The organism is Actinokineospora inagensis DSM 44258 (genome assembly GCF_000482865.1).
Classification (GTDB): domain Bacteria; phylum Actinomycetota; class Actinomycetes; order Mycobacteriales; family Pseudonocardiaceae; genus Actinokineospora; species Actinokineospora inagensis.
In genome coordinates this window covers 50,227-73,283 of record NZ_KI519518.1, presented here as the reverse complement: position 1 = coordinate 73,283, position 23,057 = coordinate 50,227, and the positions used below count along the sequence as shown (strand labels likewise).

Below are 23,057 nucleotides of genomic sequence, written 5' to 3'. Positions count from 1 at the left end.
TCTCGGACCACCTCGTTGCGCCCGACGGGGTGGGCATCGACGATCATCGGATCGCCCGCCCCGGTGCCCGAGTGCCTGCCTCGGTCGCGAACCTCAACCGGGTGCGAGTCCCCCTGCTCGCCACGTGCCCGGAGTCGGCGCTGTCGAGTTGTCCACAGTGCCTGGCCCCATCCACAGGCTGGCCCGACCGCCCTTGACAAGTCGCTTTCCGCGATATGTTCAGGAATGGGCCCCCGGCCCCCGGGTGGGCGGGCCCCTGCGTGGACCCGGGATGGCGAGCCGTCAATGACTGGATCGGTGGTTTTTGGCGGCTGGGTGTGCGGCGCGATCCACTGTCTGGCGCGATCCACTGTCCGGCGCGGTTGAGGGTGTGTCGCGGTCCTGCTGCCGGGGCTGGTGATCAAGCGCCGGGGTGGTGAGTCGTCGATGGTGGGTCGGTGGGTGGGGGTGTCCCGGATACGCTCGTGTCCGTGGACGAGCAACTCACCAGGTCGGAGCGGTCTCGGGCGGTCGCGGCGTTGGTGACGGTCGTGGTCGCGGGGTTGGTCGGCGCTTTGGGGGTGTTGTTGGTGGTGGCGGCGTTCACCGAGGACGGGGCGATCGAGGCGCACACGGGGAACGCGAACGCCGAGGTGGTGAGCGTGTCGTTCACGCGGACCCTGGTCCGGTTCCAGACCCCGGACGGTGCCGAGCACCTGCCGAGCGTGGGGGTGCTGTACCCGGAGGCGCTTGCCGAGGGGCAGGTCGTGCGGGTGGAGTACGACCAGCGGAACCCGGACCTGGTGCGGGTGGCCGGGCGCGGGGCGGCGTTGACGTTCCTGCCGGTCAGCACGGCTGTGTTGGGCGTGTGGGTGGTGGCGGGCGGGGTGCTCTACTGGCTGCGACGGCGGGGTCCCCTGAACGTGCGGAGGTTGCGCCCGCGTCGGCGGATCCGCATATAACACTTCTCCGCGGAATCGGCGGTCAGGTGTAACATCGGCGGGGTGGACCTGGAGCGCGAGTTCGAGCGTGTCGTGGCCGCGGACCACCGGGTGGAGCCGCGGGACTGGATGCCGGACGGGTACCGGGCGACGCTGGTCCGCCAGATCGCCCAGCACGCCCACTCGGAGATCATCGGGATGCAGCCGGAGGGGAACTGGATCAGCCGCGCCCCGTCGCTGCGGCGCAAGGCGATCCTGCTGGCCAAGGTGCAGGACGAGGCCGGGCACGGGCTCTACCTGTACGCCGCCGCCGAGACGCTGGGCGCGGACCGGGCCGAGCTGACCGAGCGGCTGGTCGAGGGCAGGCAGAAGTACTCGTCGATCTTCAACTACCCCACGCCGACCTACGCCGACGTCGGCGTCATCGGCTGGCTGGTGGACGGGGCCGCCATCTGCAACCAGGTCCCGCTCTGCCGCACCTCCTACGGCCCGTACGCGCGCGCCATGATCCGGGTCTGCAAGGAGGAGTCGTTCCACCAGCGGCAGGGCTACGAGCTGCTGATGACCATGATGAGCGGCACCCGGCAGCAGCGGGCCATGGTCCAGGACGCCGTCGACCGGTGGTGGTGGCCGTCGCTGATGATGTTCGGGCCGCCGGACGCGGAGAGCTCCAACACCGAGCAGTCGATGCTGTGGCGGATCAAGCGGCACACGAACGACGAGCTGCGGCAGCGGTTCGTCGACATGTCCGTCCCGCAGGCCGAGAAGCTGGGGGTCACCCTGCCCGACCCGGACCTGGTGTGGAACGCCGAGCGCGGCCACCACGACTTCGGCGAGATCGACTGGTCCGAGTTCTGGCGGGTCGTCAAGGGCGACGGGCCGTGCAACCAGCAGCGGGTGGCGCACCGGCGGCGGGCGCACGAGGACGGCGCCTGGGTCCGCGATGCCGCCGCCGAGTACGCGCGGAAGAAGGAGCGGGCGGCATGACCAGGTCATCGTGGCCGCTGTACGAGGTGTTCGTGCGCGGCAAGCGCGGTCTGAACCACGTGCACGTGGGTTCGCTGCACGCCCCCGACGACGAGATGGCGCTGCGCAACGCGCGCGACCTGTACACGCGGCGCAACGAGGGCGTGAGCATCTGGGTGGTGAAGGCGGACCACATCACCGCGTCCAGCCCGGACGAGAAGGACCCGTTCTTCGCCCCGAGCGGCGACAAGGTCTACCGGCACCCGACGTTCTACTCGATCCCCGAGGACGTCCCGCACCTGTGAACGGACCCGCCGATGGATAACGCGTACGACGGCCTGACCGACGCGGGCGAGGAACGGCACTGGGCCTTCGGCACCGGTTTCACCGCCGCGCTCGCCGGGGTCGACCGCGCCATCCCGGACGTCGACCGGGCCGCCCTCGCCGCGTACTGCCTGATGCTCGGCGACGACGCCCTCGTCTACTCGCAGCGCCTCGCCGAGTGGTGTTCCCGCGCGCCCGAGCTGGAAGAGGACGTCGCGCTGGCGAACATCGCGCTCGACCTGCTCGGCCAGGCCCGGCTGCTGCTGACCCGCGCGGGCGAGGTCGAGGCCGCGGGCCGGGACGAGGACACCCTCGCGTACCTGCGCGACGAGCGGGAGTTCCGCAACGTCCGGCTCACCGAGATCGACTGCGGCCCCGGTCCGGGCGGCGACTTCGGCACCACCATCGCCCGGCTGCTCGTCCTCTCCACCTGGCGGCTCGCCCTGCTCGGTCAGTTGACCGCCTCCGCGGACCCGGTGCTCGCCGCCGTCGCCGCCAAGGGCGTCAAGGAGTTGGCCTACCACCGCGACCACGCCGCCCAGTGGGTGCTGCGGCTCGCGGGCGGCACCGACGTCTCCCGCGCCCGGATGATCGCGGGTCTGGAGCGGGTCTGGCCGTTCACCGACGAGCTGTTCACCACCCACCCGGTCGAGGCCGCACTGCCCGGTGTCGCGGTCGACCCGGCCACCCTGCGCGCCGAGTTCGACCAGGTCATCGACACCGTGTTCGGCGCGGCGGACCTGGACCGGCCGGAAGTTCGGCAGGTCGCCCCGCTGGCCGGTCAGGCGGGCCGCGACGGCGTGCACACCGAGGCGATGGGCTTCCTGCTGGCGGAGATGCAGCACATCGCCCGGTCGACGCCGGGAGCGGTCTGGTGAGCGCGCGGCAGGTCGCCGAGCAGGTGCTCGACCCGGAACTGCCGGTGCTCACCCTCGCCGACCTCGGGGTCCTGCGCGACGTCCGGGAAGACGGTGATCGCGTGACGGTCACCATCACACCGACGTACTCCGGCTGTCCCGCGCTGGACGAGATGCGCGCCGACCTGGTCACCCGGCTCACCGACGCCGGTTACGCCGCCGTCGAGGTCCGCACGGTCCTGCACCCGGCCTGGACGACCGACTGGATCAGCGAGGACGGGCGGCGCAAGCTGGCCGACCACGGCATCGCGCCGCCGCAGCGGGTCGGTCCGCGTGCGGTCGGGCCGGTGCCGTTGAACCTGGAGCCGCCCGCCCGGCGGGTGCCGTGCCCGCGGTGCGGGTCCGCGCGCACCACCGAGTTGTCCCGGTTCGGCTCGACCGCGTGCAAGGCCCTGCGCCGCTGCGAGGACTGCCGGGAACCGTTCGAGCAGATCAAGGAACTGTGATCGTGCGCGCCTTCCACCCCCTCCCGGTCGCCGCCGTCGACCGCCTGTGCGACGACGCCGTCGCGATCACCTTCGCCGTCCCGGCCGACCTCGGCGACCGGTTCGCGTTCCGCGCGGGCCAGTACCTGACGCTGCGCCAAGACGTGGCGGGACGCGAGGAACGCCGGTCGTACTCGATCTGCGCCCCGGCGGGCGCGGCCCCGCGCATCGGCGTCCGGCGGGTCGACGGCGGGCTGTTCTCGGCGCACCTCGTCGACTCGCTCAAGCCGGGTGACGTGCTGGAAGTGTTGCCACCACAGGGTTCCTTCACACCCGCCGTCGAGCCCGGCAGCCACCACGGCCTCGTCGCGGCGGGTTCCGGGATCACACCGGTGCTGTCGATCGCCGCCACCGTGCTGGCCACCCCGTCCACGCGCGTGACGCTGCTGTACGGCAACCGCCGCAGCGACACCGTCATGTTCGCCGAGGAACTGGCCGACCTCAAAGACCGGTACCCCAGCCGACTCCAACTCGTGCACGTGCTGTCCCGCGAACCGGGCGACGTCGAACTGTTCTCCGGGCGGCTGGACTCCGCGCGCCTGGCAGCCCTGTTCGAACGGGTCGTGCCCGCCGAAGACATCGACCACTGGTGGCTGTGCGGACCGTTCGGCCTCGTCCAAGACGCCTACGCGGTGCTCAAGGCCCGCGGCGTACCCGCGACCCACATCCACCGCGAACTCTTCTACGTCGACGCACCCCCACCCGAGCCCAAACGCCCCGAGGGTCGCCCCGACGGCCCAACCGCCTCCGTCACCATCACCCTCGACGGCCGCGAAACCACCCTCACCCTCCCCCGCGACGAACCCATCCTCGACGCCGCCCAACGCATCCGCGCCGACCTCCCCTTCGCCTGCCGTGGCGGGGTGTGCGGCACCTGCCGAGCCAAAGTCACCACCGGCAACGTGCGGATGCGCCGCAACTACGCCCTGGAACAACACGAACTCGACGCCGGTTTCATCCTCACCTGCCAGGGCATCCCGACCAGCGACACAGTCACAGTCGACTTCGACGCGTGACTTCACGGTCCATCAGGTACCTTGACCACCGAGAGTTCACCGTCGTGGGCGGTGGGCGAGTCGCAAGGCCAGGTGCTCCCCGGGGAATACCGGGACCCTGGCCTTACGCATGTCACCCGAACGTGTAATACCTGCTGAGATGACGAACCGAGAGAACTCGGCTAGTCTTACGTCGAGAGTTCACCGTCGTGGGCGGTGGGCGAGTCGCAAGGCCAGGTGCTCCCCGGGGTATACCGGGACCCTGGTCTTACGCATTTTCAGGGCTCGGCGGCCGTGTCACTGTCTGAACAGCACAGCGCTCTCGACCACCTGCGGCGCGAGCAACGCCCACAGTTCGGGCACGCCCGCCATCCTCGCGTGGACCACCCCCGCCAGGATGTCAGCAGCCCACAGCAGCGGTTCGCTGCTGCCAGGCAGGTGGGTGATCGCGAACTGCACGCCCTTGTAGAGGTCGTTGTACCGGGCTTTCGTCGCCACCCGGATGTCGCGGCCGTTCAGTTGTCGGGTGCGACCTTCCATGCGGAGATCAGCCACACCGCGATCGTGCAATTCGACGACCAGGCGTTCCAGGCACTTCGCCCGACCACGTTCCTGATCGGTCACCGAGACCGGAGTACCTGTCACCACCACGTAGCTGCCGCCCAGCGCCGCGAGGGTCCGAACGGCATTGAGCCGCGCCTGGACCTTCATGTCATGCCAGTGCAACTTGCCGCGTCGGTGACGCCCGCGCAGTTCGAGCATGGCCTCTCGGATCGCTTCGCGTTGAGGCTCCGCGACGATCACAGCGCCGAGGATGTACGAACCGCCCTGTTCGACGGTGAAGTGCGACTCGTCGGCGAAGGCTTGGGGGATGGGGAGCACCTGGTAAGGCTAGGAACTCGAAAACTCCTCACCCGATCGAGGCATATGCCTTACGCGCTCGGGTGACCCGATAGCGGCGATCAGGCGGTCTTGGGTTGCGCGTACTAGTCTCCGCGTCGGGAGTTCACCGTCGTGGGCGGTGGGCGAGTCGCAAGGCCAGGTGCTCCCCGGGGCAGACCGGGACCCTGGCCTTACGCATGTCCGGGTGCCCTATGCGCTTGGGGTGACCTTGGTGGCTGCGGTGATGAGGCGGTCGTAGGTGTCGCCTTCTTTGGTGTCGTAGAGGCCCGCCAGGAGTTTCAGCACGAGTTTCATCAGGGTTTTGCGGGGGAGGCCGTATTTGGTCGCGATGCCCATGACCGTGGGGTTGCCGATGAGGCGGGAGAAGACGTTGCCGAGGCGGTAGTAGCTGCCGAGGGCTTGTTTCAGTGCCACCGGGTATCCGTGCAGGGCGCGTTCCCTGGCGGGGCCTTCGGCTCTGGCCAGGGCCTGGATCACGCATTCGGCGGCGAGGCGGGCGGATTCCATGGCGTAGCCGATGCCTTCGCCGTTGAAGGGGTTGACCATGCCGCCCGCGTCGCCGACGAGGAGGAGGCCGTCGCGGTAGTGGGGGGTGCGGTTGAATCCCATGGGGAGGGCGGCGCCGCCGATTTTGCCGAGGGCGTTGGGTTCGCGGAAGCCCCATTCCTCGGGGGTGCCGTCGAGCCAGGAGCGCATGAGGTGGCGGTAGTCGGTGCTGCCGAAGGCCTTCGAGGTGGACAGGATGCCGAGGCCGACGTTGACCGTGCCGTCGCCCATGCCGAAGATCCAGCCGTAGCCGGGGAGCAGGACCGGGTTGGCCGGGTCGGTGCGGTCCCACAGTTCCAGGTGCGACTCCAGGTAGTCGTCCTTGCTGCGGGGGCTGGCGTAGTAGCGGCGGACGGCGACGCCCATCGGCCGGCTGTCGATCTTGTCCAGGCCGACCGACAGGGCGAGCCGGGCGGACACGCCGTCGCAGGCGAGGACGATCGGGGCGCGGTAGGTGACCGGGGCCTTGTCCGGCCCGGCCTTGGCGGTGACGCCGACGACGCGGCCGCCGTCGACGATCGCGCCGGTGACCGTGGTGTGTTCGAGCAGCCGGGCACCGGCGCGCTGGGCGGTGCGGGCCAGCATCTCGTCGAAGTCCTGGCGGGGCCGGACCACACCGTACGGGGGGAACGACGCCAGGTCGGGCCAGTCGAGTTCCAGGGTGATGCCGCCGCCGACGACGCGCAGGCCGCGGTTGTGCAGCCAGCCCGCCTCCTCGCGGGTGTCGATGCCGAGGTCGATGAGCTGCTTGACGCCGCGTGGGGTGAGTCCGTCGCCGCAGACCTTCTCCCGGGGGAAGGTGCTCTTCTCCAGCAGCAGCACGTCGAGCCCGGCCCTGGCCAGGTAGGTCGCCGCGGTGGAACCGGCTGGACCGGCGCCGACCACGATGACCTCAGCGTCCTCGCCAGCTTTGCGGCGGCCGACCGTGGTGCTCATCGCGCTCCTTGTGAAAGCCTTCACGTACCCGGGTCCACTCTAGTAGTGGCGTGAAACGCCCCGGCTGTGATCAGCGATCCACCGGGGAACGCACGGAGGGCCCATGAGCAACCCTGAGCTGACCGACCCGGACCTGACCGCCACCCCGGCGCTGGGGATCCGGGCCATCCAGTTGCCCACCGAGTTACCCAGGGCCCGCCCGGCCCGCGGCGCCCGGTTCGTCACGTCGGCGCTGGTCCTGGCCACCACCGCGGTCGCCGGGCTGGCCGCGTGGCAGGCGTGGCGGTCGTACTGGCTGGTGCGGGACGTGTTCTCCGCGGTACCCACCGTCACCGAGGACCAGCTCCGCCAGGCCAACGACCGCAGCACCTGGCTGTCCTACGGTTGGCTGGCCGGGGTCGCCCTCTCCGGCGTCGCGTTCCTGATGTGGCTGTGGCGGGCCAGGGTCAACTCGGCCCGCATCTGCGACGCCCCGCAGCGCCTGCGGATCCGCTGGGCGGTGCTGTCCTGGTTCATCCCGCTGGGCAACCTGTGGCTGCCGCAGATGGTCCTCGCCGACGTGTGGCGGGCCAGCCGCCCGGACACCCCCGCCCGCGGCGCCGACCTGCGGACCGTCCCGGCGGGCAAGGTCGTCGGGATCTGGTGGGTGCTGTTCGTCGCCACGCACCTGGTCGACCTGTTCGCGGTGAACCTGCTCACCCGCGACAGCTCCGTGCAGACCTTCGAGAACGTCTTCTTCGCCGACGCCGCCAGCGCCGGGCTCGCGGGCCTGTCCGCGCTGCTGGTCATCTACATCATGTGGCGGGTCGACCGCCGCCAGGACGGCCGCGACCTCATCCGGTGAGCCCGGTGAGTCCGGTAAGCGAGGTGGACGAGGTGTCCGACCGGGACGAGGCCATCGCGCGGGCTTGCGCCGAGGTGGCGGCCGCACGGCGGACCAAGCCGCCGCGCTCGCGCGGGGGACGGCCGCGGGTGCTCCGGGCGATCGGGGAGTTCCTGGTCGAGGCTGTCGGTGAGGTCGTGGTCGGGTCGATCGTCGCCGGTGTCTCGCTCGGGCTGTTCGCGGGCGTGGTCGCGCTGGTGGTCTGGGGTTTCTCGGTCAGCCCGGTGGTGACGGTCGTGTTCACCGGCGGGGTCGCGGTGTTCCTCGCGCTGGGGGTGCGCGAAGTGTTCGTCCGCAAGCGGCGGGACCGGCTGGGCAAGCTGCTCGTCGCGGCCGGGGTGTTCACGATCCTCTGGGTGCTCGGACTGATCGTCTCCAGTCTCTAGTCCTTGGGCTTGACCGCGCGGTGGAGGGCGACGACGCCGAAGGTGAGGTTGAGCCATTCGACGTCCTGCCAGCCTGCTTGGGCGATCAGCTCGGCGACCGCGCGCTGGTCGTGCCAGTCGCGCATGGACTCCGCCAGGTACGAGTAGGCCTCGCTGTTGGACGAGAACGGCTTGGTGACCAGGGGGAGGCCGCGCAGCACGGTGTTGCGGTAGAGCCAGCGGACGGGGCGCGCCGGGGGTTGGGAGACCTCGCAGATGACCAGGCGGCCGCCGGGGCGGACCACCCGGTACATCTCGGCGAGGGCGGCGACCGTGTCGGCCATGTTGCGCAGGCCGAACGACACGGTCACCGCGTCGAAGGCGTCCGAGGCGAACGGCAGGTGGAAGGCGTCGGCGGCGACCCGGGGGACACCCCGGCCTGTGCCGCCGCGCAGCATCTCCAGGGAGAAGTCGGCGGCGACGCACCAGGCGCCGGAGCGGGCGTACTCCACCGTGGACACGGCGGTCCCGGCGGCCAGGTCGAGCACCTTCTCCCCGGGGGAGGCGTCGAGAACCTGCCGGGTGGTCTCCCGCCAGCGGCGGTCGAAACCGAGGGTCATGACCGTGTTGGTGCGGTCGTACCCCTGCGCGACCCCGTCGAACATCTCGGCGATGTCGCGGGGGTTCTTGTCCAGACCGGCGCGGGCCATCATGAGCGAAGACTACGAGGCCGCCTCAGCCGAGGCTCAGCGCGGTGAGCATGCCGCGCACCGAACTCGACCAGTCGAACTCCTCGGCCCGCGCGCGGGCAGCCGCCCGGCGGTCCCGTTCGGGCACCGACAACAGCCCTTCCACCGCCCCGGCGAAGGCGAACGCGTCATCGGCCACGGCCTGGCCGCACTCGGAGTTGACGATCTCCGGTAGCGCTGACGACTCCGACACCACGACCGGCGTACCGGACGCCAACGCCTCCAACGCCGCCAACCCGAACGTCTCATGTGGACCCGGTGCCAACGACACGTCCGCCGTCGCCAACAGCCGCGCCACATCCGCCCGGTCCGCCACGAAACCCAGGAACGTCACCGGCAGACCCGCCGCCCGCCGTCGCAACGCGCCCATCCGCGGCCCGTCCCCGGCCACCACCAACCGCGCGTTGCCGCCCGACGAGTGCAGCTCGGCGAGGGCGTCGACGCTGCGCTCGACGTGCTTCTCGGGGGACAACCGACCGCAGTGCACGATGAGCGCGTCCGCGCCCTGGGCCAACTCCGACCGCAGCGCCCCGTCCCGGCGGGTCGGGGTGAACGTGGTCAGGTCCACCCCCAACGGCACCCGCGCCACGTTGGCCGCCCCGATCCGGTCGAACTCGGCCCGCGCGAAACCCGTGGTGCACACGACCGTGTCGTAGTTGGCGGCCATCCGCCGGTTCGCGGCGTCGGCCACCCGGCGCGCCAGCGGGCCCGGCACCAGGAACTGCTCCAGCAGCCGGTCCAACCGCTCGTGCGAGATCACCACGCTCGGGATGTCCCGCTCCGCCGCCCACCGCCCCATCCCGCGCAGGGTGAGCCGGTCGGACACCTCCAGCCGGTCCGGCCGCAGCCGCGCCACCAGCGCCGACACCCGCATCGGGTCCACCGCCCGGTAGCCGCCGGTGCCCGGGATGCGCGGGGCGGGCAGCGTGATCCGCCGAACCCCGGTCGGCAGCCGCTCGTCCCCGGTCCGGCGACCCGGCACCACCAGCACGACCTCGTGCCCGCTCGCCACGTACCCCGCGCCGAGGTGGTGCAGTGCGGTGCGCAGACCACCCGACCGCGGGCCGTAGAAGTTGGCGAGCTGCACGATCCGCATGGCTCAGGCGGCCTTCGACCGTCTCCCCAACGTCACCGCGTCGTAGTGCCCGAGCAGCTCCTCGCACACCGCGCTCCACGTGCGGCCCTGCACGTCCGACCGGCCCGCCGCGCCCATCCGGCGGCGCAGCAGCGCGTCGGAGAGCCGGTCGACCGCGGGCACCAACTGCTCCGGGAACCGCTCCGGGTCCAGGAGGAACCCGGTCCGGCCGTGGTCGACCAGGTCCCGCGGGCCGCCCGCGTCCGGCGCGACCACCGGCAGCCCGGACGCCATCGCCTCTTGCACGGTCTGGCAGAACGTCTCGTGCGGGCCGGTGTGCACGAACACGTCCAGGCTCGCGTACGCGGCCGCCAGGTCGGCGCCCTCGCGGAACCCCAGGAACGCCGCGTTCGGCATCCGCTCCCGCAGCAGGTCGTGCTCCGGGCCGTCGCCGACGACGACCACCCGCACGCCCGGCCGCCCGTCCAGCGCCGCCAGGTGCTCCACCCGCTTCTCCGGGGCGAGCCGACCGACGTAGCCGACCAGCAGCTCCCCGTTCGGCGCCAGCCGGGCCCGCAGGTCCCGGTCCACCCGCTCCGGCGCGAACCGGCGGACGTCCACCCCGCGACCCCACCGGTGCACCCGGGGCACCCCGTTGCGGGTCAGGTCCCGCACCGCCTCGGTCGACGGGGCCAGTGTCCGGTCCGCGCCCGAGTGGATCCGGCGGATCCACCGCCACGCCGCCCGCGCCCCCCGGCTCAGGCCGTAGGACGCGGCGAACCCGGCGACGTCGGTCTGGTACACCGCCACCGTCGGCACGCCGAGCTTCTTGGCCGCCCACAGCCCGCCAGCGCCCAGCACGAACGGCGACGCCAGGTGCACCACGTCCGGGGCGAACTCGGCCAGGTCGGTCACCATCTTGCGGTTCGGCAGCCCGATCGGCAGCGAGGTGATCACCGGCAGGTCCACCGCGCGCACCCGGACCACGTCCGCGTCGAGGTGCCGGGTGGGGCCCGCGCCCGGCGCGATCACCATCGCCCGGTGCCCGCGCTGGTTGAGGTGTTCGAGTACCCGGAGAACGGAGTTCGTCACCCCGTTCACCTGGGGCAGGAAGCTCTCGGTCACGATCGCCACACGCACGCACCGACCGTGGCACCTCGCGCCTGCTTTCCGGTAGTCACCAGCGTGACGCGGCGGCGAACGACACCGGAACAGCAGGTGGGTACCGCCGGAATGACCAACTTTGGCCGGGCGCTAGCCGGCTTTTCATGTTCCGGACGTCCACCGGCCACACGGTGTGGTCACTCTAGGTTGGCATGACGCTCTTGCACTCCCGCTCGCGCAAGCCAGTGGAGCCTGGGCTGCTCTCGAGGGCCCTGGAGGTCGCGGGCCGGTTGGCCAACGACGCCACCGACGTGATCACCGCGACCGCGGGCCGCGGCGCACGGCCGGTCGTGCTCGACACGCCGTTCGACTGGGTCACCGACACCGACCGCATCCTGGAGCGCCACACCCGGCGGGTGCTCACCGCCGAGTTCCCCGGCATACCCGTCGTCGGCGAGGAGTTCGGCGCCGACCTCGGCTCCGACTCCGCCGAGTACCGCTGGGTCGTCGACCCGGTGGACGGCACCGCCAACTACATCGCGGGCGTGCCGTGGTGCGCCTACAGCCTCGCCCTGGTCGACGCCGAGGGCCCGGTGGTGGGGGTGGTCGCCGACCCGTACCGGGCCCAGATCTACGCCGCCGCCCGCGGCCGCGGCGCCCGCGCCAACGGTGTCCGCGTCCAGTTGACCGACCGCACCACCACGGCGGGCACCATCGTGTGCACCGAACTGGCCCGCAACGGCCCCTGGCCGGGCATGGGCGGGTTCATCGAGCGCGCCGCCGCCGCGCACGCCGGGGTCCGGGTGCTCGGGTCGGCCGCGCTGGCCGTCGCCCAGGTCGCCCTCGGCCACGCGGCCGCCGCCGTCCTGCACAGCTACCACGAGTGGGACGTCGCCGGGGCGGTCGCGCTGGCCCTGGAGTCCGGCGCCGCGGTGCTCGACCGACACGGCCAGGACGCGCCACTGCCGGTCGACGGGCTGCTCGTCGCCGCGCCCGGCGTCGCCGAGACGGTGCTGTCCTGGTGGCAGGAGACTGTCGCCTAGCGCGCGTACTGTGCGGCCGTGCGGTCGGTGACACCGGCGGTTCCACAGTTCAGGGAGAGATCCATGCAGACAGTCCACTCCGCCGACGGCACTCCCATCGCCTACGAGGCGGTGGGCACGGGCACTCCCGTCGTCCTCGTCGGCGGCGCGTTCAACGACCGCAACTCCACCGCGGGCCTGGGCGCTCTCCTGTCCGCCGAGTTCACCGCCGTCTCCTATGACCGCCGGGGCCGGGGCGACAGTGGCGACACGCCGGACTACACCGTCGACAAGGAGATCGCCGACCTCGCCGCCGTGCTGGAAGCCGTTGGCGGCGGTTACGTCTACGGCATGTCCTCCGGTGGCATCCTGGCTCTCCTCGCCGCCCACCGCGGTGCTCCCATCACCCGCGTCGCCGTGTACGAGCCCCCGTTCGACAACGTGTCCTCGGAGGACTTCGCCACCGCCCAAGCCGCCCGAGCCGCCTCCGGCCGCCGTGAGGAGGCCGTGGAGGCGTTCCTCCGGATCACCGGCATGCCCGACGCGGCCATCGACGGGATGCGCCAGGGTCCCGCGTGGCCCTACCTGGTCGGTCTCGCCCACACACTGTCCTACGACGCCCGGATCGTCGCCCAGGGCGCCATCCCCGACCTGGCCGACCTCGCCGTGCCCACCCTCGTCGCCGACGGCGCGGCCAGCCCGCCGTTCCTCCGCGACGCCGCCGCCGGCCTCGCGGCCACCCTGCCCGCCGCGACGGTGGTGACCCTGCCCGAGCAGACGCACAACGTGGACGTCCAGGTGCTCGCGCCCGAGCTGCTGAGGTTCTTCAGCGCCTAGTCGAGCCACCGGTCGGGGGTAATCCGCTCGGCTGAACTCTGCGGACGTTCGCCGGGTGTTTTCGGCGGTCGAACTGTTCGGGGGCCGTGGAATCTGTGGCGGTGGAACTGGTTCTCACTCGGAAGTGTGGCCGGGGGCTCGGCAATGGGCGCGATTCCGTACTCCATACCAGAATTCATTGCCAGGGTTCCCCATGGTGCTCGAATTGGTCTGTTAGCTGGTGCAAGCGGTGCGTTAGCGCTGGTCAGTGCGTCGGAAAGGATCATCGAGTGTTCACGGAGAGTTGCCGAGGGGGTCCGAGTCCCGGCTGTGAGCAAGGTCCTACACTGGGCCCGATGCTTGTGAAGCCGTTCACAACTTCGTATCTGGCTTGTGAATGTTTTCACAAGTCGAACGCACGGTCAGTTAGGGCCACCTAACCGACGGTGGTGTGACCCAGGGCCCATAGGGTTCCGGCCAGAGGACGCGGGAAAGGACGACCGAGGTGCCCACGCTCAGGCCTTTGCTGACGGAGTCGCTCGCCCAGGCGCCGGGAGTGCGGCCGCCGGATGTGTCGAACCTGGGGCTCTACCTGCCCCTCGTCGTCATGTTCGCGCTGGCGGCGGCGTTCGCGATCTTCTCCGCGCTGTTGGGTCCGCTGGTCGGGCCGAGCCGCTACAACCGGGCGAAGCTGGCGGCCTACGAGTGCGGCATCGAGCCGTCGCCGCAGCCGGTCGTCGGCGGTGGTCGGGTACCGGTCGCCTACTACCTGACCGCGATGCTGTTCATCCTGTTCGACATCGAGATGGTGTTCCTCTACCCGTTCGCGGTGTCGGCCGACATCCTCGGTCTCTTCGGCCTGGTCGAGATCTTCTTGTTCATCGCGACAGTCGGCTTCGCCTACGCCTACGTGTGGCGGCGCGGCGGGCTCGACTGGAACTGAAAGGGGGCGGACGACATGGGACTCGAGGAGAAGCTGCCCAACGGGATCCTGTTGGCCAGCCTGGAGAAGCTGGTCAACTGGGGCCGCAAGAACTCGCTGTGGCCCGCGACCTTCGGCCTGGCCTGCTGCGCCATCGAGATGATGACCACCGGCGGCCCGCGCTACGACATCGCCCGGTTCGGCATGGAGGCGTTCCGCGCCTCGCCGCGCCAGGCGGACCTGATGATCGTGGCCGGTCGGGTGACCAACAAGATGGCCCCGGTGCTGCGCCAGATCTACGACCAGATGGCCGAGCCGCGCTGGGTGCTGGCGATGGGCGTGTGCGCGTCGTCCGGCGGCATGTTCAACAACTACGCCGTCGTGCAGGGCGTCGACCACGTCGTCCCGGTCGACATGTACCTGCCGGGCTGCCCGCCGCGGCCGGAGATGCTGCTCGACGCGATCCTCAAGCTGCACGCCAAGATCGGCGACGAGCCGATCAACGCCACCCGCGCCGCGATCCGCGCCGCCAGTGGTGCCCGCACCGAGCTGATCCCCTCTTCCGTGAAGTACGCGAAGAAGAAGTGACCCGAACTGATGGCTGACGAGAACCCCACCACCCCGGCGGCCGACGCGGGCAAGGACACCGGCGCCGCGCACTCCAGCGCGCAGCAGCCGACCGAGGGCCTGCAGGACCCGAACGCGGTCGCCGCGCACCGGGCCCCGGTCCCGGCCGAGCCGGTCCAGGCCGGTCGCACCCGCAAGGGCATGTTCAACGTCGCGGGCACCGGCGACACCTCCGGTTTCGGCGGTCTGGTGCTGCCCGGCTACAGCCCGGCTCCGGCGGAGCGCCCCTACGGCGGCTGGTTCGACGAGTTCGTCGACGACCTCACCGCCGCGATGGCCACCCGCGAGATCCCCGGCGAGGCGATCCAGCAGATCACCGTCGACCGCGGCGAGATCACGTTCTACGTCCAGCGCGACCACCTGGTGGCGCTGTGCGGCCTGCTGCGCGACGAGCCGGTGCTGCGGTTCGAGCTGTGCAGCTCGGTGTCCGGAGTGGACTACGGCGTGGACATCGCGCAGCGGCTGCACTCGGTCTACCACCTGACCTCGATGACCTTCCGCCGCCGCATCCGGCTGGAGGTGGCGGTCGACGTGGACGACCCGCACGTCCCCTCGGTGGTCGGGGTCTACCCGACCGCGGACTGGCACGAGCGCGAGGCGTGGGACATGTTCGGCATCGTCTACGACGGCCACCCCGCGCTGACCCGGATCCTGATGCCGGACGACTGGGACGGCCACCCGCAGCGCAAGGACTACCCGCTCGGCGGCATCCCGGTGGAGTACAAGGGCGCGGAGATCCCTCCGCCGGACCAGCGGAGGTCGTACTCGTGACCACCAGCCACGACAACATCCAGGATGCGGACAGCCGGGACACCACCGAGGGCCGCGTCTACACGGTCACCGGGGGCGACTGGGACACCGTGCTGGAGGACGCGATCCACGACGAGCGGATCGTGATCAACCTCGGTCCGCAGCACCCGTCAACGCACGGCGTGCTCCGCCTGGTGCTCGAACTCGAGGGCGAGACGGTCACCCAGGCCCGCAGCGTCATCGGCTACCTGCACACCGGCATCGAGAAGAACTGCGAGTACCGCACCTGGACCCAGGGCGTCACCTTCGTGACGCGGATGGACTACCTGGCGCCGCTGTCCAACGAGGCCGCCTACTGCCTCGCGGTGGAGAAGCTGCTCGGCATCGAGGCGCCGCGCCGGGCGCAGGTCATCCGGGTGCTGCTGCTGGAGATCAACCGGATCAGCTCGCACCTGGTGGCGCTGGCCACCGGCGGCATGGAGCTGGGCTCGCTGACCGCGATGACCGCGGGCTTCCGCGAGCGCGAGGAAGCGCTGCACCTGCTGGAGTTCATCACCGGCCTGCGGATGAACCACGCGTTCATCCGGCCCGGCGGGGTCGCGCAGGACCTGCCCGACGGGTACGAGACCAAGGTCCGCGAGTTCCTGCAGGTGATGAACAAGCGCCTGCCGGACTACGACAAGCTGCTCACCGGGCAGCCGATCTGGCGCAACCGGCTCAAGGGCGTCGGCTACCTCCCGGTGGACGCGTGCCTGGCGCTGGGGGTCACCGGCCCGATCCTGCGTTCGGCAGGCCTGGGCTGGGACCTGCGCAAGACCGAGCCGTACCTGGGGTACGAGGAGTACGACTTCGAGGTCCCGACCTCGCCGGACGCGGACTCGTTCGCCCGGTACCTGCTGCGGGTCGAGGAGATCCACCAGTCGCTGCGGATCATCAACCAGGCGCTCAAGAAGCTGGAGCCGGGTCCGGTGATGGTCGAGGACCAGAAGGTGGCCTGGCCCGCGAAGCTGACCATCGGCCCGGACGGCATGGGCAACTCGCTCGAGCACGTGCGCAAGATCATGGGCCAGTCGATGGAGTCGCTGATCCACCACTTCAAGCTGGTCACCGAGGGCTTCAAGGTCCCGGCGGGCCAGGTGTACGTGCCGGTGGAGTCGCCGCGCGGCGAGTTGGGCTACCACCTGGTGTCCGACGGCGGAACCCGCCCGGTGCGCGTGCACGTGCGCGAACCCAGCTTCGTGAACCTGCAGTCGATGCCCGCGATGTCCGAGGGCGGCATGGTCGCCGACGTGATCGCGGCCGTCGCCTCGATCGACCCGGTGATGGGGGGGTGTGACCGTTGAGCAGCACCGGTTCCACGTACGGTGGCTCCAGCGTCGGGGCGGGTACGACCCACCAGGCGAGCGCGCCGGACACCGACGTGCTGGGGGTGTCCCCGGTCCCGGCCGGGCACCTGGTCGCCGAGGTGGTCGAGGACCTGTCGGTCTTCGACGGGGTGACCACCGAGCGGGCGCGGGCGATCATCACGCGGTACCCGCAGTCGCGGTCGGCGCTGTTGCCGATGCTGCACCTGGTGCAGTCGGTCGAGGGTCGGGTGAGCCAAGCGGGCATCCAGTTCTGCGCGCGCGAGCTGAACCTGACCGCGGCCGAGGTGAGCGCGGTCGCGACCTTCTACACCATGTACAAGCGCAAGACCTGCGGTGAGCACCTGGTCAGCGTGTGCACCAACACCCTGTGCGCGGTGCTGGGCGGCGACGAGATCTACCAGCGGCTCGGTGAGCACCTCGGCGAGGGCGGCAAGCGCCTGGGGCACAACGAGACCGCGGGTGAGCCGGGCTCGACCGGGTCGATCACGCTGGAGCACGCCGAGTGCCTGGCGGCCTGCGACCTCGGCCCGGTGATCCAGGTCAACTACGAGTTCTACGACAACCAGACCCCGGAGACGGCGCTGGACCTGGTCCAGGCGCTTCAGCGCGGCGAGAAGCCCGCGCCGACCCGGGGCGCGCCGCTGCGCGACTTCCGCACCGCGGAGCTGGAGCTGGCCGGGTTCTGGCCGGACGACGAGGCCGGTTACCGGTCCACTGTGGACGGCCCGAGCGCGGCGGTGGAAACCCTGCGCGGCGCCAAGTTGGCCGAGGACCGCGGGTGGACCGCTCCTGCCATGCCGAACCCGCCGCTTCCGGAGGTGGAGAAGAAGTGACCACCGCGAACAAGCCCGCGCCGGTCACCCCGGTGTTGACCAAGCGTTGGCTGTCCCCGACTTCCTGGTCCATCAAGACCTACGAGCAGTTGGAGGGCTACACCGCGCTGCGCAAGGCGCTCGCGGGAACCCCGGAACAGCTCGTCGAGGTCGTGAAGGCCTCCGGTCTGCGTGGCCGTGGTGGTGCCGGTTTCCCGTCCGGCATCAAGTGGTCGTTCATGCCGCCCAACGAGGACAAACCGCACTACCTGGTGATCAACGCCGACGAGGGCGAGCCGGGGACCTGCAAGGACATCCCGTTGATGATGGCCGACCCGCACTCGCTCATCGAGGGCTGCATCATCGCCTCTTACGCGATGCGGTCGCACCACTGCTTCATCTACGTGCGCGGCGAGGCCCTGCACTGCATCCGCCGCCTCAACGCGGCGGTCCGCGAGGCGCACGCGGCGGGCTACCTGGGCGCGAACATCCTGGACTCCGGGTTCGACCTGGAGATCACCGTCCACGCGGGCGCGGGCGCGTACATCTGCGGTGAGGAAACCGCGCTGCTGGACTCGCTGGAGGGCCGCCGCGGCCAGCCCCGGCTCAAGCCGCCGTTCCCCGCCGCCGCCGGTCTCTACGCGGCGCCGACCACGGTGAACAACGTGGAGACCATCGCCAGCGTGCCGTTCATCATCAACGGCGGCTCCGACTGGTTCCGCACCATGGGCACCGAGAAGTCCCCCGGCCCGAAGATCTACTCGATCTCCGGGCACGTGACCAACCCCGGCCAGTTCGAGGCGCCGCTGGGCACCACGCTGCGCGAGCTGCTGGAGCTGGCAGGCGGCATGAAGGACGGCGTCCCGCTGAAGTTCTGGACCCCGGGCGGCTCCTCGACCCCGATGTTCACCGCCGAGCACCTCGACGTCCCGCTGGACTTCGAGGGCGCCGCGGCCGCCGGGTCGATGCTGGGCACCACCGCGGTGATGGTCTTCAACGAGACCGTGTCCGTGCCGTGGGCGGTGATGAAGTGGACCCAGTTCTACGAGCACGAGTCGTGCGGCAAGTGCACCCCGTGCCGCGAGGGCACCTACTGGCTCACCGGCATCCTGGAGCGGATGGTCGATGGCAAGGGCACCGAGTCCGACATCGACACGCTGCTCGACATCTGCGACAACATCCTGGGCCGCTCGTTCTGCGCGCTCGGTGACGGCGCGGTCAGCCCGATCACCAGCGGCATCAAGTACTTCCGGGACGAGTTCTTGGCGCTCTGCGACAAGAACCGCGCACTCGTAGGAGCGCAGTCATGACCATCGCGCCCGAGAACCCCACCGCGACCAGGCCGGTGCCGGACGGGCACGTGCGGCTGGTCATCGACGGCAACGAGGTGGACGCCCCCAAGGGCGAGCTGGTCATCCGCACCGCCGAGCGGCTGGGCATCCAGATCCCCCGGTTCTGCGACCACCCGCTGCTCGACCCGGCCGGTGCCTGCCGCCAGTGCCTGGTCGAGGTCGAGATGGGCGGGCGGCCGATGCCCAAGCCGCAGGCATCCTGCACGATCACCGTCGCCGACGGCATGGTGGTGCGGACGCAGCGGACCTCGCCGGTGGCGGACAAGGCGCAGCAGGGCGTGATGGAGCTGCTGCTGATCAACCACCCGCTGGACTGCCCGATCTGCGACAAGGGCGGTGAGTGCCCGCTGCAGAACCAGGCGATGGCGCACGGCCGCACCGAATCCCGGTTCGTCGAGACCAAGCGGACCTTCGCCAAGCCGATCCCGGTGTCCACCCAGGTGCTGCTCGACCGCGAGCGCTGCGTGCTCTGCCAGCGCTGCACCCGGTTCTCCGCGCAGATCGCGGGCGACCCGTTCATCGAGCTGCTTGAGCGCGGCGCGCAGCAGCAGATCGGCATCGCCGAGGAGAAGCCGTTCCAGTCGTACTTCTCCGGCAACACCATCCAGATCTGCCCGGTCGGCGCGCTCACCAGCGCCGCCTACCGGTTCCGGTCCCGCCCGTTCGACCTGGTGTCCACCCCGAGCGTCTGCGAGCACTGCTCGTCGGGCTGCGCGGAGCGCACCGACTGGCGGCGCGGCAAGGTGATGCGCAAGCTCGCGGGCGACGACCCCGAGGTCAACGAGGAGTGGATCTGCGACCGGGGCCGGTTCGCGTTCCGCTACGCGAACGCGGGCGACCGGGTCACCCGGCCACTGGTCCGCGACGAGCGCACCGGTGAGCTGGTCGAGACCAGTTGGACCGAGGCGCTGCAGGTCGCCGCGGCCGGGCTGCTCAAGGCCCGCGACGGCCGCGGCGTCGGCGTGCTGGCGGGCGGTCGGCTGACCGTCGAGGACGCCTACGCCTACGCCAAGTTCGCCCGGATCGCGTTGCGCACCAACGACGTCGACTTCCGCGCCCGGCCGCACTCGGCCGAGGAGCTGGCCTTCCTGGCGTCCACCGTGGTCGGTACGACGCCGGACACCGGGGTCACCTTCACCGGCATCGAGAAGGCACCGGCCGCGTTGCTGGTCGCGCTCGACCCGGAGGAAGAGGCGCCGATCGTGTTCCTGCGGCTGCGCAAGGCGGCCAGGAAGAACCGGACCAGGGTGTTCCACCTGGGCCAGTGGACGACCCCGAGCGTCACCAAGACCAACGGCACCCTGCTGGCCTGCGTGCCGGGCAGCGAGCCCGCCGCACTGGACAGCCTCGCCGCGCACGCCCCGGACGTCACCGAGGCGCTCGGCGCGGCCGGGTCGGTCATCCTGGTCGGCGAGCGCGCCGCCCAGGTCCCCGGCCTGCTGACCGCGGTGCTCCGGCTGGCCGCGGCCACCGGCGCCAAGGTCGCCTGGATCCCGCGCCGGGCCGGTGAGCGCGGCGCGCTCGACGCGGGCGCCGCGCCGAACCTGCTGCCCGGCGGCCGCCTGGTCACCGACGCCGCGGCCCGCGCCGCCGTCGAGCAGGCGTGGGGCCTGGCCGAGGGGGCGCTGCCCGCCACCCCGGGCCGGTCCACCGACGAGATCCTGACCGCCCTGGACAACCACAAGCTGGACGCGCTGGTCATCGGCGGGGTCGACCCGCTCGACCTGGCCGACCCGGAGCTCGCGGTGCGCGGCATCGCCGAGGCCGGGTTCGTGGTGAGCCTGGAACTGCGGCACAGCGCGGCGACCGCGCTCGCCGACGTGGTGCTGCCGATCGCCCCCGCGGTGGAGAAGTCCGGCAGCTACCTCAACTGGGAGGGCCGCCGCCGCGCGTTCGGGCACACCCTGGAGGGCACCGGCGCGCTGCCGGACGGTCGGGTGCTGGACTCGCTCGCCGTCGAGATGGACGTCGACCTGTTCACCCAGACCCCCGCTGCCAGCGGCGCCGACCTGACCCGGCTCGGCTCGGTCGCCACGAGCGCGGCCGCCCCGGACGTCGCACCGTCCACTGTGGCCGAACCGGCCGCCGGGCAGGCCGTGCTGGCGACCTGGCGGCAACTGCTGGACAACGGGTCCATGCAGGACGACGAGCCGCACCTGGCGGGCACCGCCCGACCGGTGTTCGCCCGGCTCAACGCCAAGACCGCGACCGACCTCGGGGTGGCCGGGACCGCCACCGTGTCGACCGACCGGGGCGCGCTGACCGTCCCGGTGCAGATCGCCGACCTGCCCGACGGCGTGGTCTGGCTGCCGGGCAACTCGCCCGGCTCGACCGTGCGCCGCACCCTCGGGGTCGGCCACGGCGCCGTGGTGACGGTGAGTGGAGGCAACTCATGACCAGGGCAGAACTCCTGGCCGACGACCCGATCTGGCTGATCCTGATCAAGGCGGTGGTGCTGCTGCTGCTCGGCGCGCTCTCGACCATGGCGATGATCGTGCTGGAGCGCAAGATCGTGGCCAGGATGCAGCACCGGCCCGGCCCGAACCGGGTCGGCCCCGGCGGCTGGTTCCAGTCCATCGCGGACGCGATCAAGCTCCCGTTCAAGGAGCAGATCATCCCGGACACGGCGGACCGGAAGGTCTACTTCCTGGCCCCGATCATGTCCACCATCCCGGCGTTCGTGGCGTTCTCGGTGATCCCGTTCGGCCCGGAGGTCTCCATCTTCGGCGAGCGCACCGTGCTGCAGTTGGTCGACCTGCCGGTCGGCGTGCTGGTGGTGCTGGCCTGCTCGTCGATGGGCGTCTACGGCATCGTGCTGGCGGGCTGGGCGTCCGGCTCGCCGTACCCGCTGCTCGGCGGTCTGCGCTCGGCGGCGCAGGTGATCTCCTACGAGATCGCGATGGGCCTGTCCATCGTGGCGGTCATCCTGTTCTCCGGGTCGCTGTCCACCGGCGACATCGTCGACGCGCAGCACGGCGGCTGGTACTTCTACCTGCTGATCCCGAGCTTCGTCATCTACTTCATCTCGATGGTCGGCGAGACCAACCGCGCCCCGTTCGACCTCCCCGAGGCCGAGTCCGAACTGGTCGGCGGGTTCCACACCGAGTACAGCTCGATGAAGTTCGCGCTGTTCTTCCTCGCCGAGTACGTCAACATGGTCATCGTCTCGGCGTTCTGCACCACGCTGTTCTTCGGCGGGTACATGGCGCCGTGGCCGATCTCGCTGATCGACCACAACTACTTCAACACCGGCTGGTGGCCGCTGCTGTGGTTCTTCGGCAAGACCGCCGTCTTCCTGTTCGTGTTCATCTGGCTGCGCGGCACGCTGCCCCGGATGCGCTACGACCAGTTCATGAAGCTGGGCTGGAAGGTCCTGGTCCCGGCCAACCTGGTGTGGATCCTGCTGGTGGTCGCCCAGCGGGCGATCCGCAACGAGGCGGAGATCTCCACCAACACCATCCTGGTCACCGGCGGCATCGTGCTGCTGGTGCTCATCGGCTTGGCGTTCCTGCTGCCCGAGCGCACCGCGCCCGGCTCGGACGGCCCGGTCGTGCCGGTCACCGGCGGCGGCTACCCGGTCCCGCCGCTGGATCTGCAGGTGCCCACCAAGGCCGACCTGAAGCCGAGGACCCGGCGCAGGCGGGAGAAGGCCGCGGTCGGCGCGGGCGCGGACAAGGAGGCGCAGCAGTGAGCATCTTGGACCCCCTGAAGGGCTTCGGGGTCACCTTCTCGACGATGTTCAAGAAGGTCGTCACCGAGGAGTACCCGGAGAACTTCCCCGGCACCGCCGCCCGCTACCACGGCCGCCACCAGCTCAACCGGCACCCGGACGGGCTGGAGAAGTGCGTCGGCTGCGAGCTGTGCGCGTGGGCCTGCCCGGCGGACGCGATCTTCGTCGAGGGCGGCGACAACTCCGACGAGCAGCGGTTCTCCCCCGGTGAGCGCTACGGCGCCGACTACCAGATCAACTACCTGCGCTGCATCGGCTGCGGCCTGTGCATCGAGGCCTGCCCGACCCGGTCGCTGACCATGCTCAACGACTTCGAGCTCGCGGACGACGACCGGCAGCGGCTGATCTACACCAAGGAACAGCTCATGGCGCCGCTGCTGCCCGGCATGGAGCAGCCGCCGCACCCGATGCGCCTCGGCGACAACGAGCAGGACTACTACGTCAACGGCCCGCAGTTGGCCCGCAACGCGGAGGCGACCAAGTGAGCGCCA

24 protein-coding genes are annotated in these 23,057 nt (G+C 70.9%); 19 read left to right on the top strand and 5 right to left on the bottom strand.

Annotated elements, in window-relative coordinates:
• Window positions 1-470 precede the first annotated feature (470 nt).
• The 6 genes from H504_RS0129910 to paaE are packed head-to-tail and all read left to right on the top strand — an operon-like array spanning window position 471 to window position 4,628.
• Window positions 471-941, top strand: a complete 471-nt coding sequence (locus H504_RS0129910; protein WP_035306933.1) for a DUF3592 domain-containing protein — start codon at window positions 471-473, stop codon at window positions 939-941.
• Between the two features lie 42 nt (window positions 942-983).
• Entirely contained in the window at window positions 984-1,907 is a 924-nt protein-coding gene (gene paaA, locus H504_RS0129905; RefSeq protein WP_026425796.1) for a 1,2-phenylacetyl-CoA epoxidase subunit PaaA, read from the top strand.
• On the top strand, window positions 1,904-2,191 hold the full coding sequence (gene paaB / locus H504_RS0129900; protein ID WP_026425795.1) for a 1,2-phenylacetyl-CoA epoxidase subunit PaaB: 288 nt from the start codon (window positions 1,904-1,906) through the stop codon (window positions 2,189-2,191). Before paaA ends, paaB begins: the two co-directional genes overlap by 4 nt.
• Before the next feature lie 12 nt (window positions 2,192-2,203).
• Complete coding sequence (gene paaC / locus H504_RS0129895; RefSeq protein WP_026425794.1) at window positions 2,204-3,088, top strand: 1,2-phenylacetyl-CoA epoxidase subunit PaaC; 885 nt, start codon at window positions 2,204-2,206, stop codon at window positions 3,086-3,088.
• Window positions 3,082-3,573, top strand: coding sequence for a 1,2-phenylacetyl-CoA epoxidase subunit PaaD (gene paaD / locus H504_RS0129890; protein WP_026425901.1), 492 nt, complete (start codon window positions 3,082-3,084; stop codon window positions 3,571-3,573). The genes paaC and paaD overlap by 7 nt, the downstream gene beginning before the upstream one ends.
• Window positions 3,574-3,575: 2 nt before the next feature.
• Complete coding sequence (paaE, locus tag H504_RS0129885) at window positions 3,576-4,628, top strand: 1,2-phenylacetyl-CoA epoxidase subunit PaaE (protein WP_026425793.1); 1,053 nt, start codon at window positions 3,576-3,578, stop codon at window positions 4,626-4,628.
• A 276-nt stretch (window positions 4,629-4,904) separates the two neighbouring features.
• Here the strand turns inward: paaE and H504_RS37715 are convergent, their stop codons facing one another.
• Together H504_RS37715 and H504_RS0129875 are read right to left on the bottom strand one after the other, a co-directional pair.
• Window positions 4,905-5,489, bottom strand: a complete 585-nt coding sequence (locus tag H504_RS37715) for a DUF3800 domain-containing protein (RefSeq protein WP_051386400.1) — start codon at window positions 5,487-5,489, stop codon at window positions 4,905-4,907.
• Window positions 5,490-5,699: 210 nt separating this feature from the next.
• Window positions 5,700-6,992: a geranylgeranyl reductase family protein gene (locus H504_RS0129875; RefSeq protein ID WP_026425792.1), complete on the bottom strand. Its 1,293-nt coding sequence runs from the start codon at window positions 6,990-6,992 to the stop codon at window positions 5,700-5,702.
• A gap of 103 nt (window positions 6,993-7,095) precedes the next feature.
• On the opposite strand from H504_RS0129875, the gene H504_RS39140 reads away from it, so the two are divergent.
• Window positions 7,096-7,836, top strand: a complete 741-nt coding sequence (locus tag H504_RS39140; protein WP_051386399.1) for a DUF4328 domain-containing protein — start codon at window positions 7,096-7,098, stop codon at window positions 7,834-7,836.
• Window positions 7,833-8,261 (top strand): hypothetical protein, encoded by a 429-nt coding sequence (locus H504_RS0129865; RefSeq protein WP_169735481.1) that lies wholly within the window; start codon window positions 7,833-7,835, stop codon window positions 8,259-8,261. Before H504_RS39140 ends, H504_RS0129865 begins: the two co-directional genes overlap by 4 nt.
• Here H504_RS0129865 and H504_RS0129860 read toward each other — a convergent pair.
• The 3 genes from H504_RS0129860 to H504_RS0129850 are packed head-to-tail and all read right to left on the bottom strand — an operon-like array spanning window position 8,258 to window position 11,204.
• Window positions 8,258-8,950, bottom strand: coding sequence for a demethylmenaquinone methyltransferase (locus H504_RS0129860; RefSeq protein WP_026425790.1), 693 nt, complete (start codon window positions 8,948-8,950; stop codon window positions 8,258-8,260). The genes H504_RS0129865 and H504_RS0129860 overlap by 4 nt on opposite strands.
• 25 nt (window positions 8,951-8,975) lie before the next feature.
• Window positions 8,976-10,085 carry a glycosyltransferase gene (locus H504_RS0129855; protein ID WP_026425789.1) on the bottom strand — a complete coding sequence of 370 codons (1,110 nt, stop codon included), beginning with the start codon at window positions 10,083-10,085 and terminating at the stop codon, window positions 8,976-8,978.
• A gap of 3 nt (window positions 10,086-10,088) precedes the next feature.
• A complete protein-coding gene (locus H504_RS0129850; RefSeq protein ID WP_026425788.1) occupies window positions 10,089-11,204 on the bottom strand; it encodes a glycosyltransferase family 4 protein in 1,116 nt (371 codons plus the stop codon).
• 176 nt (window positions 11,205-11,380) lie between these two features.
• Here H504_RS0129850 and H504_RS0129845 point away from each other — a divergent pair, with 176 nt between their 5' ends.
• The 11 genes from H504_RS0129845 (at window position 11,381) to nuoI (ending at window position 23,051) form a co-directional block, all read left to right on the top strand.
• Window positions 11,381-12,211 carry an inositol monophosphatase family protein gene (locus H504_RS0129845; protein WP_026425787.1) on the top strand — a complete coding sequence of 277 codons (831 nt, stop codon included), beginning with the start codon at window positions 11,381-11,383 and terminating at the stop codon, window positions 12,209-12,211.
• Window positions 12,212-12,274: 63 nt separating this feature from the next.
• Entirely contained in the window at window positions 12,275-13,027 is a 753-nt protein-coding gene (locus H504_RS0129840) for an alpha/beta fold hydrolase (protein WP_026425786.1), read from the top strand.
• Between the two features lie 535 nt (window positions 13,028-13,562).
• Window positions 13,563-13,949, top strand: a complete 387-nt coding sequence (locus H504_RS0129835; protein WP_026425785.1) for an NADH-quinone oxidoreductase subunit A — start codon at window positions 13,563-13,565, stop codon at window positions 13,947-13,949.
• A gap of 15 nt (window positions 13,950-13,964) precedes the next feature.
• The gene (locus H504_RS0129830) at window positions 13,965-14,516 is read left to right on the top strand and encodes a NuoB/complex I 20 kDa subunit family protein (protein WP_026425784.1); all 552 of its coding nucleotides are present in this window, start codon (window positions 13,965-13,967) and stop codon (window positions 14,514-14,516) included.
• 9 nt (window positions 14,517-14,525) lie between these two features.
• Window positions 14,526-15,326: an NADH-quinone oxidoreductase subunit C gene (locus H504_RS0129825; protein ID WP_026425783.1), complete on the top strand. Its 801-nt coding sequence runs from the start codon at window positions 14,526-14,528 to the stop codon at window positions 15,324-15,326.
• The gene (locus H504_RS0129820; protein WP_026425782.1) at window positions 15,323-16,648 is read left to right on the top strand and encodes an NADH-quinone oxidoreductase subunit D; all 1,326 of its coding nucleotides are present in this window, start codon (window positions 15,323-15,325) and stop codon (window positions 16,646-16,648) included. Before H504_RS0129825 ends, H504_RS0129820 begins: the two co-directional genes overlap by 4 nt.
• On the top strand, window positions 16,645-17,505 hold the full coding sequence (nuoE, locus tag H504_RS0129815; protein ID WP_026425781.1) for an NADH-quinone oxidoreductase subunit NuoE: 861 nt from the start codon (window positions 16,645-16,647) through the stop codon (window positions 17,503-17,505). The genes H504_RS0129820 and nuoE overlap by 4 nt, the downstream gene beginning before the upstream one ends.
• Complete coding sequence (gene nuoF / locus H504_RS0129810; RefSeq protein ID WP_026425780.1) at window positions 17,502-18,794, top strand: NADH-quinone oxidoreductase subunit NuoF; 1,293 nt, start codon at window positions 17,502-17,504, stop codon at window positions 18,792-18,794. Before nuoE ends, nuoF begins: the two co-directional genes overlap by 4 nt.
• On the top strand, window positions 18,791-21,232 hold the full coding sequence (locus tag H504_RS0129805; protein WP_026425779.1) for an NADH-quinone oxidoreductase subunit G: 2,442 nt from the start codon (window positions 18,791-18,793) through the stop codon (window positions 21,230-21,232). Before nuoF ends, H504_RS0129805 begins: the two co-directional genes overlap by 4 nt.
• Window positions 21,229-22,527, top strand: coding sequence for an NADH-quinone oxidoreductase subunit NuoH (gene nuoH / locus H504_RS0129800; protein ID WP_026425778.1), 1,299 nt, complete (start codon window positions 21,229-21,231; stop codon window positions 22,525-22,527). The genes H504_RS0129805 and nuoH overlap by 4 nt, the downstream gene beginning before the upstream one ends.
• Window positions 22,524-23,051, top strand: coding sequence for an NADH-quinone oxidoreductase subunit NuoI (gene nuoI / locus H504_RS0129795; RefSeq protein ID WP_026425777.1), 528 nt, complete (start codon window positions 22,524-22,526; stop codon window positions 23,049-23,051). Before nuoH ends, nuoI begins: the two co-directional genes overlap by 4 nt.
• Window positions 23,052-23,057 lie beyond the last annotated feature (6 nt).